The sequence below is a fragment of the Streptococcus suis genome, from assembly GCF_016743335.1.
GTDB classification, from domain to species: domain Bacteria; phylum Bacillota; class Bacilli; order Lactobacillales; family Streptococcaceae; genus Streptococcus; species Streptococcus suis_Y.
Map to the genome: position 1 here is coordinate 78012 of NZ_WCJE01000002.1, position 14728 is coordinate 92739.

Genomic DNA, 14728 nt, shown 5'->3' on the forward strand with positions numbered 1-14728 from the left:
TACCGCACTTTTTGCAATAATAAAAATCAATCTTATAATGCCCTAAATCTTTGAACCAAAAATCATGAACACATAAGAAAGTCTTGACGAACCATTTTTTTATTTTACTTAGTTGGTACATACTCCCTCCTTTTTTTTGCAACAAAAAAGCACTCGATATCTCGAATGCTTAGTAAAATACGTTTTCTGGATCTGGCTCAATCGGGACGCCACTGTCTATTGCTTTTTGGAGGTCGCCAATAGCTGACTCCAAACAATTTTTCCAATAAATTGGGTAATCGTGAGGTTCCCACAAAAAAACATTGTCCAATGAGTGTTCGCCAAATTTTTCAAGATAAATTTCTACTTTCTCGTCATATTTTTGACGAAGTTGTTGATGTAATTGATCCATAACTTGTCACACTTTCACAAATAATCCGATAATAAAGTTTAGGAATTCAGGGTCGTCATTGATTGTCTTTTTCTCATAGCTCCAATTCTGCCTATTATATGATTTAACAAATAGTTCCTCCGGAACAAATATTCCTTGTAGTCCCATTGTAAATACCTCAGCAGCATCACGATAATATTTACCGATATATGGATCAACGAAATCATCTTTCTTCGTGACTTCTCTCGGTCCATATGAGGAACCTGGGAAAATATCTTTGAGCCGTGAATCCATTTCTCCAACAGTACGTTGGTCTACCCAAGCTTTCTCTAAACGAACCAAATCAGGGGTTGCCCATTCTACCAAATGTCCAATTTCGTGGAATGGAGTAGATTGTCTAACTCCATTAGTTGCAATAACAAGATTTACATCATAGCCAGAGAAATATCCGCGTTTTCTTTTAATGGCTGACAGTTGTTTCCCGTGTTTCTGTGGTATTTTAGCCCATTCTTTTGGATAATACGAAAAAGCATTTTGCAATTGGTCTTTTACAACCTTAGAAGAACCTTTAGCCCAAACTTCTTTAGGAATTTCTCCGCCAATATCACGAAAATTTGAAAAAATCTCCTTGAGTTTTGCGTTGTTTCCGATATGTTCTGATACGTTAAAGTGATAATTGATTCGCTTCCCTATCTCAATTATATCATTTGGAGTGGCTGTTGTCATGTTAATCTTAGCAATATCCTTTTTGAGTTGCAAAACACCTTCACTAAACACTGCTTCAGAGACTCTTTTTTCAGCTTCTTCTTGTTTTTTTTGCTTCCGCCACAACTTACTCCAAATATCCTGAATTTTCCCATTCTTTGGATCATAATCCACTGTGCATCTGCATCGTTGATGCCTGCGATAGGCATCTTTCGGAACTTTTGGATACTGGTAGATTCCAACAACTTCGCGACACCAGTCACAGCATTTGCCACCTTCTTTGCGGATAATCTGAGGAGATAGTCCCGAATCGTAATGAAACTCTGCATTTGCTTTGATACTATCATCCACAATCGACTGCGTGAAATTGACAATCGGTTCCTGCAACATCCAAGCAACCTTATCAAAATCATCTTCGAATGACAAACGATTGACAAGACCGTCAATCCTGTCCTGATTGATTTCTGGCACCTGCACCTGTAGACCAATATTTGCAGACTTATTCAAATCCTCCTGGACTTGAGTAGTATAACCACTCACAAGCTCGAAATTCCGCCCTAGCGTGTCCGCCAAGAGCCTATCCGCTATGTTGTAGTACATTTTACCGTCTGGCAACTTATCGCCCCTTACAGACGAACTGAGAGCCTCTGCCAGAATGTCTCCAACCTCCAGAGCAAAATCATTTGCTGTGGCATAGGTCGCCCTCTTCTTTTTCAACTCCTCAAAAGCACGACGGACAACCTCACTCTTACCATAGGATGCTTCAAACTTGTCCTGCACTTCCTTTAGCAAGTCTGGTAACATATCACGTTCCATTCGCCGTCACCTCTGGAATCACAGGTTTAGCTTCACTGTCACCAACAATTCCCGTCAAATCACGGATAGTCTCAGCTGTGATATAACCTGGCAAAGCTTGGTTGATTTTGATAGCACCGTCCCCTAGCATCGTCAGCGTCGTAGCATCAGCTTCAAAGAGTGGTTCCCATTTAGGAACAGTCTTGACAAACTGTTCTCTCAAAAACGGATACTCATCACGCAAGCAGACAGCGACATAAGCAACATTCAATAACCCACTGCCCAAACTACGTTGAGCTTTTCTACCAGCTAATCGCAAATTCTCATGACTAGCTTTGATTGCCTCTACCGATGATGGATTGTCCGACACAAAACCAAGGTCATCTAATGTCAACCCCATTTCCCCAGCAAATCCAGCTGCTGCAGTCCGCAACTGTTCCGTAAATGGACTCATACTTGCCGTGGTAAATTGTCCAATGCTCGGCACGTCACCATCGTCATCCTTAGTAAATTCCAAGAGACTTGTCACAGTCGCTTTCCATTTATCCATTGGTTCCGCATCTTGGCTTGTGCCCAAAACATATTTCTGTGGGAACGAGTAAAACTCTGCCGTCACATCGGCACGTTCCAAAGTCCTCTTAGCATACGATTGATAGTACATACCTGCACGAGTTATCCGACTACGACCAAACGGACGAACCGCATCTGGTCTATGTATCACGGGAACAAGCAATGGCCGACCTGTTGGATTGGTAATCGGAGTGAACGTTGCACCCGAAATATAGATTGTTTGCTCTGCCGTAAAGTAGGCTTCGAGTTTCGGGTTGCCATTGTCGTCCCTTTGTAAGACCGCATAACCTTCTGTCAACAGCCCTGTAATTGGGTCTAAGATACCTGTCGCATTGCTGGATTCAATGACTTGCAGACGCACCTTATCCTCAACCTTGGACAGGTAGACAAAACTACACGAACCTATCAAGGACGATAGAACCACAGAGTCGAAAAAGACATCTGGATTATTCTGCTGAAAAATATCATTGACTTGAAACTGGTCATTGTCAAACTCACGGAAAACCAATCTGTCCGCTAAGCTATCCACACCTTTCGCACACCAGCCCAAGACCGACCGATACTGTTGACGGATATTTGGTGGAATGGTAATCCCGAACGAGCTATCTTTATGCTGCATAGCATACTGCTTGTACCTCAAATCAACACGAGGTTTCACCTCGTTTAGCTTTCGTCTGAGGTATCCAATACCTTTGTATTCCAATCTGGTCTCCTTTCAATTTTGGCGCGAGAAAAAATGTACAGTGACGGCGTGAAGCTCTGCCGAGGCGGTGGGGAGGGTGGTACTCCCCTATGTTCTCAACCTCGGTACTTCGTCCAATTCATACTTTGTGGTAAATTTCGATTGCCAACAACTTTCGTTCCATTTACCTTATCGTCAGCAAATAGTTTATCGGACTTCTGCCGATTGCATTGCCAGTGAGCAAGTTGAAGATTGTTAATATCCGATGGATGTCCATTGCGATTGACAGGGATGATATGATCTATCACAGGACTTAATGGATGCGGATAACTTAATGACTTATCAACGAGGTTTCCGCAGATTCCACATGTGTTTCTTGTCTTAAGAATTATCTTCTTGTTTTTCTCAAAAGCTACCCGATGCGGACCACTTCTGTCTGGTCTAGTTTCAGCCATTTTTTACCTCCTGAAACACCTGTTGAAAGTAACATATCTTATATTCTGTTACGTTCGCTATAATCTACTCTAAGCTAGATACATCAAGACTTCAGCTGCATTCTAAAAAAATGAAAGTAACATGCTTTTATTTTGTTACATTCAATAGTCAAACGTCAGTATTGCCTCATCCAATTCATCCTGCTGATAACCAATGTAAATCAGGGTTATTGTTGGAGTTGAGTGGTTGAATATTTTTTGTAATGTGACCACATCATGTGTCTGGATATAGTAATGATATCCAAATGTTTTCCTCATGGAATGACTACCAAGGTTTTCCAGCCCGATATGTTGACCAGCTTTCTTGACAATCTCCCACGCTGTCTTCCGTTGGATTGGGGCGAACTGAACACCATTACGTTTGTCGCGTTTTCTACTTGGAAATAGAAAGTCATAATCTTTCAGTTCTTTATTTTCTATGTATTGATTTAGGGCTTTTCTTAGCTTTGGATTGATGGCAAATGGCTTGGCTTTCTTGGTCTTCTTCTCGACCACAAACACCCTGTCCCCTTTAACATCTTTGACTTTAAGGCCAATGAAGTCACTGATCCGAATACCAGAGTAAATCCCAAACATGAACAAGATATAATCTCGCTCGTTTCTCTCTTTCAGATAATCTTTGATACGTTCGATATCATCAACGTTCCGAATAGGTTCAACAGACCGCACTTGCTCACCTCCAATCATAAAAAAGACAGGTCAATGCCTGCCTAGTTCCTGTTGTCTCATACTACTATTTTAGCATTGAAAATTGTATATTTCCTGCGGTCTTAATCCGTTTAAACTTCGCTCAAACTCCGCCCAAACTCCGTTTTTCAACCAACAACACACCTCTACGGTAAATCTCTGCAAATGAAATCAATGCTAAATTAAGTAATTCATGATAGCGAGTTTCCTCATAACCGATTTTTTTCATGATTTCTTCTCTGGGTATTGGATAGGGTTTGAGATATTTAAAAATCAGTATCAATCTTAGCTCTGGCTGTAAAATATGTGAAACCGAATATTCTATGGCTTCTAGCTCATTAACTGCCTCGACATGATTAAGTGCCAATTTCTCAACTTGTTGATTTGGTTTTGAAACACTTTGTCTAGGCTCAAAAGTGTATTGCTGAGTAATCTTCTGTTCCTGAAAATCATTAGCAATGTTTCGCCACATTTTGTACTTTTCAAGAGTGCTCTCTGCTTTCTCTATCGTCTTCTTCGTGTCCAATTCTGCTACAATCAATAGAATTTACCAACCTTCCTACTCCCTCTGCAAATGTAATGACTGCTTTGTATAATCCATCAATCACTTGTGCACAACATATAGCGACATTTTGGGCAATCTGTTCAAACGAAATATCATTTTCATTCAACCATCGAATCAGCTGTTCAAGTTCCTTCTGTCTTCTCAACTCTTCTTGCTTAGCTTTCTTCTTCTTGATTCTTTTGTTCATCTTTCTGCTCCTTGTAACCAGATAGATACTTGATGCACTCTGCGAAATAGGCACAGGCTACCCACACAATAAATGCAGTCAAAAATGGATGCTGGGCCATAAACTCGTAACCATTCATCAATTTTCTTCTACCTCCGAATAATATTTATCACCTTTCGCCCTTACTTCTTGAAAATAGGCTCTGTAGCTTTCGTCTTGAATGTCATCAAGGTTGATTTGCTTTGCCACTTCATATACTGGTTCGTTATAGTCACAGCAATGTAAATGCCACAACTGGTTCTCCTGCAAAGTGTTTCGATTGAAACCGCATGAGCTTTGAGCTGCTGCAAAAACAAGTGCTGTCAATAACTCTTCATCAAGCTGAATAGTAATCATCTCGCCCTCCATTTTCTAGTATTAGCCCTTTTCTTGGCTGTTTCTCTAGCCATTTCGTCCCAGACATAGTCAGCGTTTTCCAACATGAGGTCGACGCATTTGTCCTTCAGGGTCTCAATTTCAATTTCTTGACGCTCGATGTCTTTGTATGCACGGTTGTAAAGTTCATCTTTCAGGAACTCATTTTCTTTGAGCAACTGAACTACATCAATTTCAATCTTACATCCATAATCTGGTAACAATCTAATTCCATTTAAACTCATTTAATACCTCCTGTAATTTTTTTAAAGTGATTTTTACATAAATCCATGCCATGAAATCTGTTTGAGCAACTGTCACAGAGCAGCTTATCACAAGTAAGAAACCTTGGTTGCTGATTTTTAAATAAACTGAAACTTCGATAGAATGTTATTCCTGTCTGACCAATTATAAAATCACACAACTTTGTTGCTCTCCTCTTGTAGCATTCATAGCATATATCATGTTTCGGTATGAATTGGACAATGTTGGTCGTCATCTAACACCTCCATGTCAAATCCACTATCAATAAATCTATACGTCAATTCTGGATTGATTCCATTGCCTAATCTTTGATAAATCAAAACTATATCCTCATCTGAAAAAAGTGTTCCTAAGTAGTAATTAAAAGATTTTTTGATAACTTCTCTAAATAAGTTATTCCTTTTCTGACTACGAAACGGTTGACCTTTTACTATTGTCCTACTGCACCACATCAATAATTTTGCGATGATGTCTCTTCGTGATTGTACTCCTTCCAAACTAAAATACGTGTTTGTTTTTGGAATCAGTATCACTTCCAGGTTCGCATTTATAAATGACCTTGGAAATAAGCCGAGCAGTTCTTTTAGTTCATTCATTAGTTCAGTATTCATTTCTTCCCATAGCATTCGTAATTGTAGGCAAAATATAGATTTTCGCCTATCGGATAGTAATAGACACCGTGGTAATCATCTTCAGAATAACCACAAGATTGATCGCAGTATTCTCCGTCAAATTGCTCATCTCCGTAAGCACTGTGACAAATAATAAAACAACTCCGTAAGATACTATCAGATTCAATATTGATTAAAAAATCATTGATTCTCTTGTATTTACGAACACAATTTTCCACGAGCTTTTTCGGATAATGACCATTTTCAATATCTCGAAACTCAGCCATGAAAACTATCTCGCTGTCCAATTCCGTCCATCTTCTTGCCAAGCGAATGATCTGTTTTGGAATTTTATATGCTGCCTTTTGCTTTTTCTTTTTTATCCGTTTGTTCATCATATCCTCCTAAAACGGCAACCCGTCATCTGTAATATCCATCGGCTGGCCGCCGAACCCTGGTGGCATTTGCTCGTCCATACTTGAATAGTTAGCAGTATTATCACGCTTTTCAAGCACCTGGAAACTTTCAGCGACAACCTCGGTCACATAAACCCTCTGCCCTTGCTGATTTTCATAGCTTCTGGTCTGGATTCGTCCAGTAATGCCAATCAGATGACCTTTCTTGGTCCAGTTGGCTAAGTTTTCGGCCTGCTTGTTCCAAATCACGCAATTGATAAAGTCAGCTTCACGGTCGCCAGCAGCGTTCTTAAAATTACGGTTGACTGCCAGGTTGAAGGCTCCAACTGCAACATTGTTAGGCGTGTAGCGTAGCTCCACATCTCTGGTCAATCGACCAATCAGTACAACATTATTGATCATGTAACTCCTCCTCCATCAACTCAGGATTCTCATCAAACTTTACCTCATTAAGCACAGCACTGACTAGCCTGCCGTTAATTTTGACTACAGCAACTGGTCTTGCATACGGTTGACCGAACAAATCTGTGCCAGTATCTTGAAATATACCAAGAAATTCAGCCCGCCTCCATTCTTTGTTAATCCTTACCCTACATTGCTCAGAGTGGTAGCCTACAGAAATTTTTCCTTTCATGTTCTAGTCTCCTGCAGAAAAATCTTTAATTTTTCAAAATTGATAATGGCCACTTCTTCAACCCTATATTTTTCAACATCAAAACTCGGGTCATCTTTTCCAAATTCTTTTTGGATTGATTTTCTAGCTTCTGAAGGCAAGGAGAATACACTGGCACCATTTCTCAAACTGAGTATGTTACCGTTTTCGGAGATAACTCTATAACCAATATCATATGGTCTAATGATAGTTGGTACTTTGAAGCTCTTAGAATCATCTTTTAATGTCTGCTCTAGTGTTTTGACCATCACTCCACCTCCACCTTCCTAAAGATATATTTGTCAGCAAATTCTTTCTTGTAGCGACATTTGGTCACTCGCATGGCATCGTCCTTGTTTGTTGTTGGTACATTCGGATTGGCACTGTGCAGATATACTGGCACAGCTTGACCATCTTCAAATGCCATAAAGTCTTTAAATTCAAGTATTCCTACTGTTCTGTGCATTGCTTTTCCTCTTCCTCAATCAACCAATCAAGGTTCTTTCTTGCTTTTTTCAGGTCTTCCAGACCGTTTTTCTTTTGATAGCGTAGCTGATACTTCAAGGCATTTCCGAGATGAAAGCCTTTCAGTTGTTCTGGTGTCATGAAATTTCTAAGTACATCAATTGACTCCATGCCGTAATTACCTTGGTAATGGCTTGGACTGTTCACGTTGTCATGAATAACCCTGAAACCAAACTGACCTTCATCAGTCAGTGTATTTAATCGCTTAGTCGTAAAATCACAATGCGTCATCAACTCCCACGTCCTTTCAGAAAATTCGGTATTGGATCGCCTATGTTAATTTGGTCATATTGCTTTTTAGTGACCATAAATTTCCCATAGGCTCCAACCGTCACGATATATCTACTTTGGATAATTTCCTTGTCCGTCACAGTGCCAACCATTTCAGCACCCGCATTGTCAACTCGATAGACGATGATTTTTGGTTGCTCAATCTTAGAATCTAGCTTGTCAATCTTATAGATGATCAGCAATGGTGTTGCCAGGATGGATAGTAAAATGCAAAAGTTACCGATAGCTGTTAATGTCTTTCTCACAAGTCTGCATCCTTCACAAATACTCCGTCAATCATCTTGCCCTTTCGGTCCTTGATTTCGTCATAGGCTATCTTTAGACAAGTATCAGCCGTTGTGCAATTATGGATAGCAACAGAATGGATGTTGCTGTGTAGCATAATCAAATCTGGCTTGATTAGTGGTGTCTTGGTTTCATCGTAAAATACATGCTTGTGTAATTTGTTGGCGAGATTGCCAAGACTGGCAACCATTAGCAGCAATTCCATTTCTTCTGGTGTCGCTCGAATGTCTGCACCATTCTTGATCTGCAATTCCAGACCAGTCAAGACAACTTGCATGTCACCCAAGGAATCCTTAATCAAGTCAGACTTGCCTTTGGCAACACCTTCAAATAATTCTCCAGCTTCTTCCATGAGTTTTTCAAATTGTTTGACTGGATTGGCTTCGTGTAAATTGCGGTCGATAAACCATTGCTGGACCTTTTCATCAAGTGTTTTAGTCATTTTCAATCCCCCATTTATTTGCTAAGTATTCTGCATACCAGTTTTCGTCTCCGATGTTAATAATAGTTTCTTTGCTGATGACACCATTTTCAATTAAGTCATCTAGCGCCTCAGCTTTGGCCATCATCAAGTTTCCCTCCTTGATTGGCAATGTCATCATTTGTCCTCTAGTCATTTTGTATTTCCTCCGTTAGTTTCTTAGTTATCAAGTAATAACAATCAACTGCTCCATAATCAATCCTGATAGTATTTCCACTCATACTTTTGCGAAAACGTGGATTGTTGATAGCTGATGATGATTTTTGGTGTGCTTTGAGTGCATCGATAGCATCCTGGACCTGAACAAAGTTTCCAAGATGATGTCTGCGATATCCATTGAAGATAAAATATAGCTCAATCATATAATTTAATAAAATCCTTATACACCCTGCTAAATATCTCAATCACAAGTTTTTGAGGTATATTTGACCTCTCATTGTATGACTTTGAAAAATGTCCCCATTCGATTTCCTGTTTAATGATTTCATTTTTCAAATCTAAGTTGATATTGCTAGCGAACTTTGTAGGTTTTTGAAGTGGATAATCATAGTTGTTATACCTTGTGATGTTTAGGTAAGGTAACTTAAATCCCATAACATCCTCAATGTACTTCCATAGCCGACCACTTGCAGGGTTTTCAATAATGAAATATCTGGGATTGTACCGCTTGATAATCTCAACAGTGTTGAAGGCACATAATTCTCCATTCACACGCTTCATGAACTGTCTATCGTACTGATAATTGATATAAGCCTGTTCATAGTCGGACTTATTCCTGATTGTGAACATACTAGCCTCACGCTGTGGTACGAATAAACTATCTGAAAGGTCTTCTTGTTTCCAACAGGCATTCCCCTCATTCATGGCACTTGCGTTGGACCATGACTCGCATGGTGGACTTGCGATTATTAGGTCAGGTTTTGGTAATTGATCCAAAGTGTCAAATAGAGTGTTGTCCCCAAAAAGCCTGCTATAGTCAGCTAAATTCAAGTTGATAAAGTGATTGTTCTTGTTTTCTATGTCTATGCCAATCGGATAGATGTCAATGTTCGCCCCCCCTGAACGTTTAAGTGTAGCAACTCCTTTTGTGTAGGAACCATTGCCACTATCAAAGAGAGCCCAAACTATCATTGCTTCAATATCAATACCTCCTATCTTCCGTCTCTTTCGGATATGCAAAGCTGTTTCCGACCACACCTTCCAAAATCCGACTGGACAAGGCACCGTTGCCATAGTCATCTGCATACAAGGTTTTAATTTCCTTGCTGGTCAGATTCGTGTTGATGATCGTGTTGCTTCGTTTGTCCAAAATCTCGTAGAGTATCTGATGTGTCCACTCGTTATTGCGAGTATCAGCCTTCCGACTCTCTTTTCCAAGATCATCCAAAAATAGAAAGTCAACCTTGCTGAGTAGCTCAATCATTTCAGCTTGAGAGTAGCCATTTTCTGTATGGAAACTCTCCTTGATTTTGGTAAAGAGAGTGACCAGCGATACAAACAGCACCGACCTCGGATGTCCGTATGCCTTGAATTGCTCGTTCATGTACTTGGCCAATCCGTATGTCAGATGACTCTTGCCAACTCCTGACGGTCCAGTCACAATGGCATTGCCGAAGCCCTTATGTCGATAAAATTGCTCAATCCTCTTGGCAAAATTGATAGCCTTCTGGTCAATGTCAGCCTTAATCTCATAGTTATCAAGGCTCTTGCTTTTCAGCTTGTCAGATACCAGACTGTCTCTCTCAAAGACTGCGTAGGTATCAGCAAGCTTGTTGTTGACCTTGCTCTGACTGTTCAGTTTACTTTCAAAGGTCTGGATTGCTGCCTTGGTGCATTCTGGACATTGCTTGAGTTCTTCCATCTGTCCCTTAATAGGTACCTTGGTCAACCAAAGCTGACAACCGTGGACCTCACAGGTTTCGTCCAAGACTTGTCTGGTCTGAAAATTTTTGAATGGATTCATCTAAAAGCCCAACCTTTCGTCAACTTCTGTAGCATCGTTCTTTTTACTTCTGGGTGGTTGCTGATTGATGTAGTTTTCAAATTTTGTCCCAAATAAAGTAACAGGTCTCAAGAACTTGGCAAATTCCGTTCCTTGCCATTCGCTAGTTTTAGTGTCAATAACCTGTTTGAAGTCTTCAAGCGTGTAGCCTTCTTTCAACCTGGCATTGATATGTTTCTGTGTAGCTTGTGAGCCAGCAGTAAATCTAGTCCCAGCAACTTGATTGAGATAGAGAATCACTTCTGAAACAATATCTATATTATTACTCTTCTCAGTCTTATTCTTCTCAGTCTTATTTCCCTGTAAAATTTCCAGTTCTTGACCTGTATTTTCTACAGTTCCTAACTGTAAAATTTCCAGTTCCTGACCTGTACTTTTTACAGTTCCAGTAACTGCACTTAGATACAGTCTGTTAGGGAGGTTAACACCCTGGCGAACTTCTTTCAATAGCCCGATATTTGACAATTCCTTTTTGATTTTGATGACTGTCTTCTCACTTGCTGACAAGTCAAGCATGAATTGCTCATTTGTGTAGTATTGGAAAACTATACCGTCCGAGTCATACCATTTGTTTTTTAGAGACAACTGCAAGCGGTCATAGAGTAAGCCGTACATAAACTTGGCTGCCAAACTCAGTTGATTATACTTTTGATCGTGAATCAATGGCTTTGGGATTCGTATAAAAGCTATGTGACTTTCAACATCTGTCTTCCTAATCATCCTCATTCCTCCGTATTTGTAAATTTGGTGTATTCCTTGTGGAAGTACATCTTGACTGTCCCAAGGTCACCATGCCTATTCTTCTTGATGATCAGCTCAGTCAAGTTCTTTTCTGGCTGATCGTCCTTTTTGTCCTGGTAATAATCATCACGATAGAGAAAGGCTACAATATCAGCATCTTGCTCAATACTGCCTGACTCTCTCAAATCGCTCATGATTGGTCGTTTGTCCTGACGTTGCTCAACACTACGAGAAAGCTGTGACAGAGCGATAACAGGCACTTTCAATTCCTTAGCAATAATCTTCAATTGACGGGAAATCTCAGACACTTCCTGTTGCCTATTGTCCGAACGTGACCCTTGTATCAATTGCAGATAGTCAATGACAATCAGACCTAGGCCTTCTGTTGCTTGGGCTAGCTTTCTAGCTTTGGACCTAATTTCAGCTATTCTGATGCCAGCCGTATCATCGATGTAGATTGGTGATTCTGCCAGTTGCCCTTGGGCATATATCAACCGTTGCCATTCAATCGGTGTCAGCTTCCCTGTCCTGATGTGATAACTCTTGATAGTGCCTTCAGCTGCAAGCATACGTTCAACTAAGCTCTCTGCACCCATTTCCAAAGAGAATATAGCCACAGGCTTATTAGATTTGCAGGCGACATTCTGGGCGATGTTGAGGGCAAATGCCGTCTTACCCATTGCAGGTCTAGCCGCTAAGATTATCAACTGGTCCTCATGCAGTCCAGTTGTCAGCTTGTCAAAATCTCTAAATCCAGTGGCAATTCCCGTCACATCGCTTGACACATTTGAGCGTTGCTCAATCTTGCTATGGCTATCCAAAATCACATCATAAATTGGCTTGAAACCTGTATTGTGATTGGAATTGCTGGCATTAACCAAAGCTTGTTCCGCCCTGGCAATCAGGTCATTGGCAGACATTTCACCAGTATAAGCACCTGTAACCGTATCTGAGAGATTAGCAATGACTTTCCTTAACAGGGCCTTCTCAGCGACTGTCTTAGCGTAAAATTCAGCGTTAGCGCTGGTTGGCACAGCGTTGATAATCTCAGCAATGTAGGCCAATCCTCCAACACCGCTCAAGTCTCCCTGGTCTTCCAGAGCGGTCTTCATCGTGACCGCATCAATCGCCTGCCCATTGTCAGACAAGGTCTGCATGGTCCGAAAGATAATCTGATGTCCTGGTCTGTAGAAATCTTCTGGTTTTAGATGCTCAGCTACTAAGACAATTTTGTCTGGGTCAATGAAGATAGAACCAAGGACTGCCTGCTCAGCCAAGACATCATGTGGTAGAGTTGCTATGTTGTCCATTCCTCTCCTCCCACATTTCAGTCACTATGCCCTTATTCCAAAGGTCCTGTTGATAAACTCTGGCTTCTTGCCAGGTATCAAAAGACTTCTTGTAGTGGTACTTCCGACCACGACTCTTTTTATTTATTTTTGCCACAATCCAGACCATAGCTAGACCTCACGATCTGCTAATAGCTCGGCTTGGCATCTGTTAACCTTCTCTAAATGCTCAATCCGTCTATTTAACTCTTGGATTAGCCTAGCTTTACCAACACATTCCTGTTCTTTCAGGTCTGCCAACTTCTTAAATTCCTTGACCCTATACCTTTCGTATGCCAACTCACGTTCCAGCTCATGTTGGCTTTCAGGAATGTAGTCATCTTCCTCAACGCTCAAAAACTTTTTCATCATGTCCCAAAATTTCATTCTATCCTCCGTAATATCTGTGGATTTGAAGATATCTCAAATTCCGCTCTGGTTGCTTTTCTTCAATCACTGGCTCCCTGACCTCTATTTCAATCTCAACAGGTTTACGAATCAGCCAGATTAAGATTGGGGTCAAAATAGCAATAAATGCCAAACCTTGCTCAGCTGTCAACATCAATTCTTCTGTCATATCGCTGTCCTCTGCCAATTATTGTGATACCATTCAATCACTGCATCACGAGGGTACTTCTCGCGAGCGTTCGGAATACGTGGGAAATCTTTGTGGCAATTAAATCGTGCATCAAAACTTCCCGTATCCTTTGTTCCTAAGAGCATTTCAGCACATTGCGACTTGTTGAGTTCCATTGGATATCGCCTTTTTTCATCGGTCACTATGTGCATGACCTTCAACGCTCTGTCCATTAGCCCAGCTTCAAACTGGTCCAACATTTGAATCATTAGATCATTCATAAAGTCCTCCAACCTAATCTTGTTTAGGCAAACTTGGAATCACTAATGCACCCTTTCGATTAATGAAATATTGAATAACAGAAGGATGATCATCACTCCATCGACCGTTATATGTTTCTAAAAAGAGTAATAAGAGTCGTTTTTTAGAATATCCTTCAATAGTTTCACTATTCACATTTGATTTTTTTAGTTGGGATAGCATTCTATCTTCAGAAAATACTGAGGTTGTATAAAGAGTCCAAAGCACAGATTGTAGAAATGGTTTATTTGGTAATTTTGTTTCAGATAATACCCTTTCATAAAACTTGCAAAAACTTCTTAGCTGTTTCTCATTTGAAAAAATGTAGTCTCCATCTTTTAATCTTGTAATAACTTGAGTACCTGTTCCGTCTCTACGACCAGCACCCGCAGTAATTACCATCTTATCGCTCAATAAATCATTTTCTTCTAAAAAATTCATTAGTTTTATGAATTCGGTATCACCCTCTAATGAGTAAGAATAGACATAATCACGTAACCCCCAATTCACTGCGGAGGTATTCATTGAAATAACCGTCTTGAAGTCTGCGGTCGGATCAATGATGTAGCGAACTGGCTTACGATGTTTTTTGAGGTAATACAAGCGATGTTGGCCATCAATCACTTGTAACTTATCATTTACCAAAATTGGTTGCCGTTGCCCCTGTGAAAGAAGTTCATCCTCTAACTTACTATTCTCTGTGATTTTTCGATTACTTAATTTACTAAAAATGCTATAGTCTGTTGTTATTAATATTTCATTTGATGTTTCATTTGATTTCATGGTATAATCCTCTTGTAATATTTA

Annotated in this window: 28 protein-coding genes; all 28 read right to left on the bottom strand. The window is 40.2% G+C overall.

The genetic code is table 11. The features are described 5' to 3' along the window. Nucleotides 1-169: 169 nt before the first annotated feature. The 28 genes from F9856_RS01245 to F9856_RS01380 all read right to left on the bottom strand — a co-directional run bounded on the left by F9856_RS01245 (nucleotide 170) and on the right by F9856_RS01380 (nucleotide 14704). The gene (locus F9856_RS01245) at nucleotides 170-391 is read right to left on the bottom strand and encodes a hypothetical protein (RefSeq protein WP_202105467.1); all 222 of its coding nucleotides are present in this window, start codon (nucleotides 389-391) and stop codon (nucleotides 170-172) included. 6 nt (nucleotides 392-397) lie between these two features. Beyond that, nucleotides 398-1891, bottom strand: a complete 1494-nt coding sequence (locus F9856_RS01250) for a hypothetical protein (protein WP_172063528.1) — start codon at nucleotides 1889-1891, stop codon at nucleotides 398-400. After that, complete coding sequence (locus tag F9856_RS01255; protein WP_202105468.1) at nucleotides 1881-3143, bottom strand: hypothetical protein; 1263 nt, start codon at nucleotides 3141-3143, stop codon at nucleotides 1881-1883. The genes F9856_RS01250 and F9856_RS01255 overlap by 11 nt, the downstream gene beginning before the upstream one ends. A 95-nt stretch (nucleotides 3144-3238) precedes the next feature. After that, nucleotides 3239-3577, bottom strand: a complete 339-nt coding sequence (locus F9856_RS01260; RefSeq protein ID WP_105158342.1) for an HNH endonuclease — start codon at nucleotides 3575-3577, stop codon at nucleotides 3239-3241. 141 nt (nucleotides 3578-3718) lie between these two features. Next, complete coding sequence (locus tag F9856_RS01265; RefSeq protein WP_202105469.1) at nucleotides 3719-4285, bottom strand: site-specific integrase; 567 nt, start codon at nucleotides 4283-4285, stop codon at nucleotides 3719-3721. 121 nt (nucleotides 4286-4406) lie between these two features. Further along, nucleotides 4407-4844: an ArpU family phage packaging/lysis transcriptional regulator gene (locus tag F9856_RS01270; RefSeq protein ID WP_105158343.1), complete on the bottom strand. Its 438-nt coding sequence runs from the start codon at nucleotides 4842-4844 to the stop codon at nucleotides 4407-4409. Beyond that, nucleotides 4786-5055 (bottom strand): hypothetical protein, encoded by a 270-nt coding sequence (locus tag F9856_RS01275; RefSeq protein ID WP_202105522.1) that lies wholly within the window; start codon nucleotides 5053-5055, stop codon nucleotides 4786-4788. Before F9856_RS01275 ends, F9856_RS01270 begins: the two co-directional genes overlap by 59 nt. Beyond that, nucleotides 5024-5173 (bottom strand): hypothetical protein, encoded by a 150-nt coding sequence (locus F9856_RS01280; protein WP_202105470.1) that lies wholly within the window; start codon nucleotides 5171-5173, stop codon nucleotides 5024-5026. The genes F9856_RS01275 and F9856_RS01280 overlap by 32 nt, the downstream gene beginning before the upstream one ends. Beyond that, the gene (locus F9856_RS01285) at nucleotides 5173-5430 is read right to left on the bottom strand and encodes a hypothetical protein (RefSeq protein WP_202105471.1); all 258 of its coding nucleotides are present in this window, start codon (nucleotides 5428-5430) and stop codon (nucleotides 5173-5175) included. Before F9856_RS01285 ends, F9856_RS01280 begins: the two co-directional genes overlap by 1 nt. Then, nucleotides 5427-5693, bottom strand: coding sequence for a hypothetical protein (locus F9856_RS01290; protein ID WP_236659517.1), 267 nt, complete (start codon nucleotides 5691-5693; stop codon nucleotides 5427-5429). Before F9856_RS01290 ends, F9856_RS01285 begins: the two co-directional genes overlap by 4 nt. 216 nt (nucleotides 5694-5909) lie before the next feature. Beyond that, nucleotides 5910-6323, bottom strand: coding sequence for a hypothetical protein (locus F9856_RS01295; RefSeq protein ID WP_202105472.1), 414 nt, complete (start codon nucleotides 6321-6323; stop codon nucleotides 5910-5912). Next, nucleotides 6320-6718, bottom strand: a complete 399-nt coding sequence (locus F9856_RS01300) for a hypothetical protein (protein WP_202105473.1) — start codon at nucleotides 6716-6718, stop codon at nucleotides 6320-6322. The genes F9856_RS01295 and F9856_RS01300 overlap by 4 nt, the downstream gene beginning before the upstream one ends. Nucleotides 6719-6727: 9 nt before the next feature. After that, on the bottom strand, nucleotides 6728-7141 hold the full coding sequence (gene ssb, locus F9856_RS01305) for a single-stranded DNA-binding protein (RefSeq protein ID WP_202105474.1): 414 nt from the start codon (nucleotides 7139-7141) through the stop codon (nucleotides 6728-6730). After that, nucleotides 7131-7373: a hypothetical protein gene (locus F9856_RS01310; protein WP_202105475.1), complete on the bottom strand. Its 243-nt coding sequence runs from the start codon at nucleotides 7371-7373 to the stop codon at nucleotides 7131-7133. The genes ssb and F9856_RS01310 overlap by 11 nt, the downstream gene beginning before the upstream one ends. Further along, nucleotides 7370-7660 carry a hypothetical protein gene (locus F9856_RS01315; protein ID WP_202105520.1) on the bottom strand — a complete coding sequence of 97 codons (291 nt, stop codon included), beginning with the start codon at nucleotides 7658-7660 and terminating at the stop codon, nucleotides 7370-7372. The genes F9856_RS01310 and F9856_RS01315 overlap by 4 nt, the downstream gene beginning before the upstream one ends. After that, nucleotides 7660-7857, bottom strand: coding sequence for a hypothetical protein (locus tag F9856_RS01320; protein ID WP_202105476.1), 198 nt, complete (start codon nucleotides 7855-7857; stop codon nucleotides 7660-7662). The genes F9856_RS01315 and F9856_RS01320 overlap by 1 nt, the downstream gene beginning before the upstream one ends. Next, nucleotides 7842-8147: a DUF3310 domain-containing protein gene (locus F9856_RS01325; protein WP_202105477.1), complete on the bottom strand. Its 306-nt coding sequence runs from the start codon at nucleotides 8145-8147 to the stop codon at nucleotides 7842-7844. Before F9856_RS01325 ends, F9856_RS01320 begins: the two co-directional genes overlap by 16 nt. Next, nucleotides 8147-8452, bottom strand: coding sequence for a DUF1372 family protein (locus tag F9856_RS01330; RefSeq protein WP_202105478.1), 306 nt, complete (start codon nucleotides 8450-8452; stop codon nucleotides 8147-8149). The genes F9856_RS01325 and F9856_RS01330 overlap by 1 nt, the downstream gene beginning before the upstream one ends. Then, nucleotides 8449-8940, bottom strand: a complete 492-nt coding sequence (locus F9856_RS01335) for a MazG-like family protein (protein ID WP_202105479.1) — start codon at nucleotides 8938-8940, stop codon at nucleotides 8449-8451. The genes F9856_RS01330 and F9856_RS01335 overlap by 4 nt, the downstream gene beginning before the upstream one ends. Continuing rightward, the gene (locus tag F9856_RS01340) at nucleotides 8927-9109 is read right to left on the bottom strand and encodes a hypothetical protein (RefSeq protein WP_202105523.1); all 183 of its coding nucleotides are present in this window, start codon (nucleotides 9107-9109) and stop codon (nucleotides 8927-8929) included. Before F9856_RS01340 ends, F9856_RS01335 begins: the two co-directional genes overlap by 14 nt. 218 nt (nucleotides 9110-9327) lie before the next feature. Then, nucleotides 9328-10104 carry a DNA methyltransferase gene (locus F9856_RS01345; RefSeq protein WP_202105480.1) on the bottom strand — a complete coding sequence of 259 codons (777 nt, stop codon included), beginning with the start codon at nucleotides 10102-10104 and terminating at the stop codon, nucleotides 9328-9330. 10 nt (nucleotides 10105-10114) lie between these two features. Beyond that, nucleotides 10115-10936 carry an ATP-binding protein gene (locus F9856_RS01350; RefSeq protein WP_202105481.1) on the bottom strand — a complete coding sequence of 274 codons (822 nt, stop codon included), beginning with the start codon at nucleotides 10934-10936 and terminating at the stop codon, nucleotides 10115-10117. Continuing rightward, entirely contained in the window at nucleotides 10937-11695 is a 759-nt protein-coding gene (locus tag F9856_RS01355; protein WP_024402309.1) for a conserved phage C-terminal domain-containing protein, read from the bottom strand. A gap of 2 nt (nucleotides 11696-11697) precedes the next feature. Further along, on the bottom strand, nucleotides 11698-13026 hold the full coding sequence (gene dnaB / locus F9856_RS01360; RefSeq protein WP_202105482.1) for a replicative DNA helicase: 1329 nt from the start codon (nucleotides 13024-13026) through the stop codon (nucleotides 11698-11700). 150 nt (nucleotides 13027-13176) lie between these two features. Further along, nucleotides 13177-13431 carry a hypothetical protein gene (locus F9856_RS01365; protein WP_044675260.1) on the bottom strand — a complete coding sequence of 85 codons (255 nt, stop codon included), beginning with the start codon at nucleotides 13429-13431 and terminating at the stop codon, nucleotides 13177-13179. Between the two features lies 1 nt (nucleotide 13432). After that, complete coding sequence (locus F9856_RS01370; RefSeq protein WP_202105483.1) at nucleotides 13433-13621, bottom strand: hypothetical protein; 189 nt, start codon at nucleotides 13619-13621, stop codon at nucleotides 13433-13435. After that, nucleotides 13618-13902, bottom strand: coding sequence for a hypothetical protein (locus F9856_RS01375; RefSeq protein WP_044675092.1), 285 nt, complete (start codon nucleotides 13900-13902; stop codon nucleotides 13618-13620). The genes F9856_RS01370 and F9856_RS01375 overlap by 4 nt, the downstream gene beginning before the upstream one ends. Before the next feature lie 13 nt (nucleotides 13903-13915). Next, a complete protein-coding gene (locus F9856_RS01380) occupies nucleotides 13916-14704 on the bottom strand; it encodes a ParB N-terminal domain-containing protein (protein WP_172034489.1) in 789 nt (262 codons plus the stop codon). Nucleotides 14705-14728 lie beyond the last annotated feature (24 nt).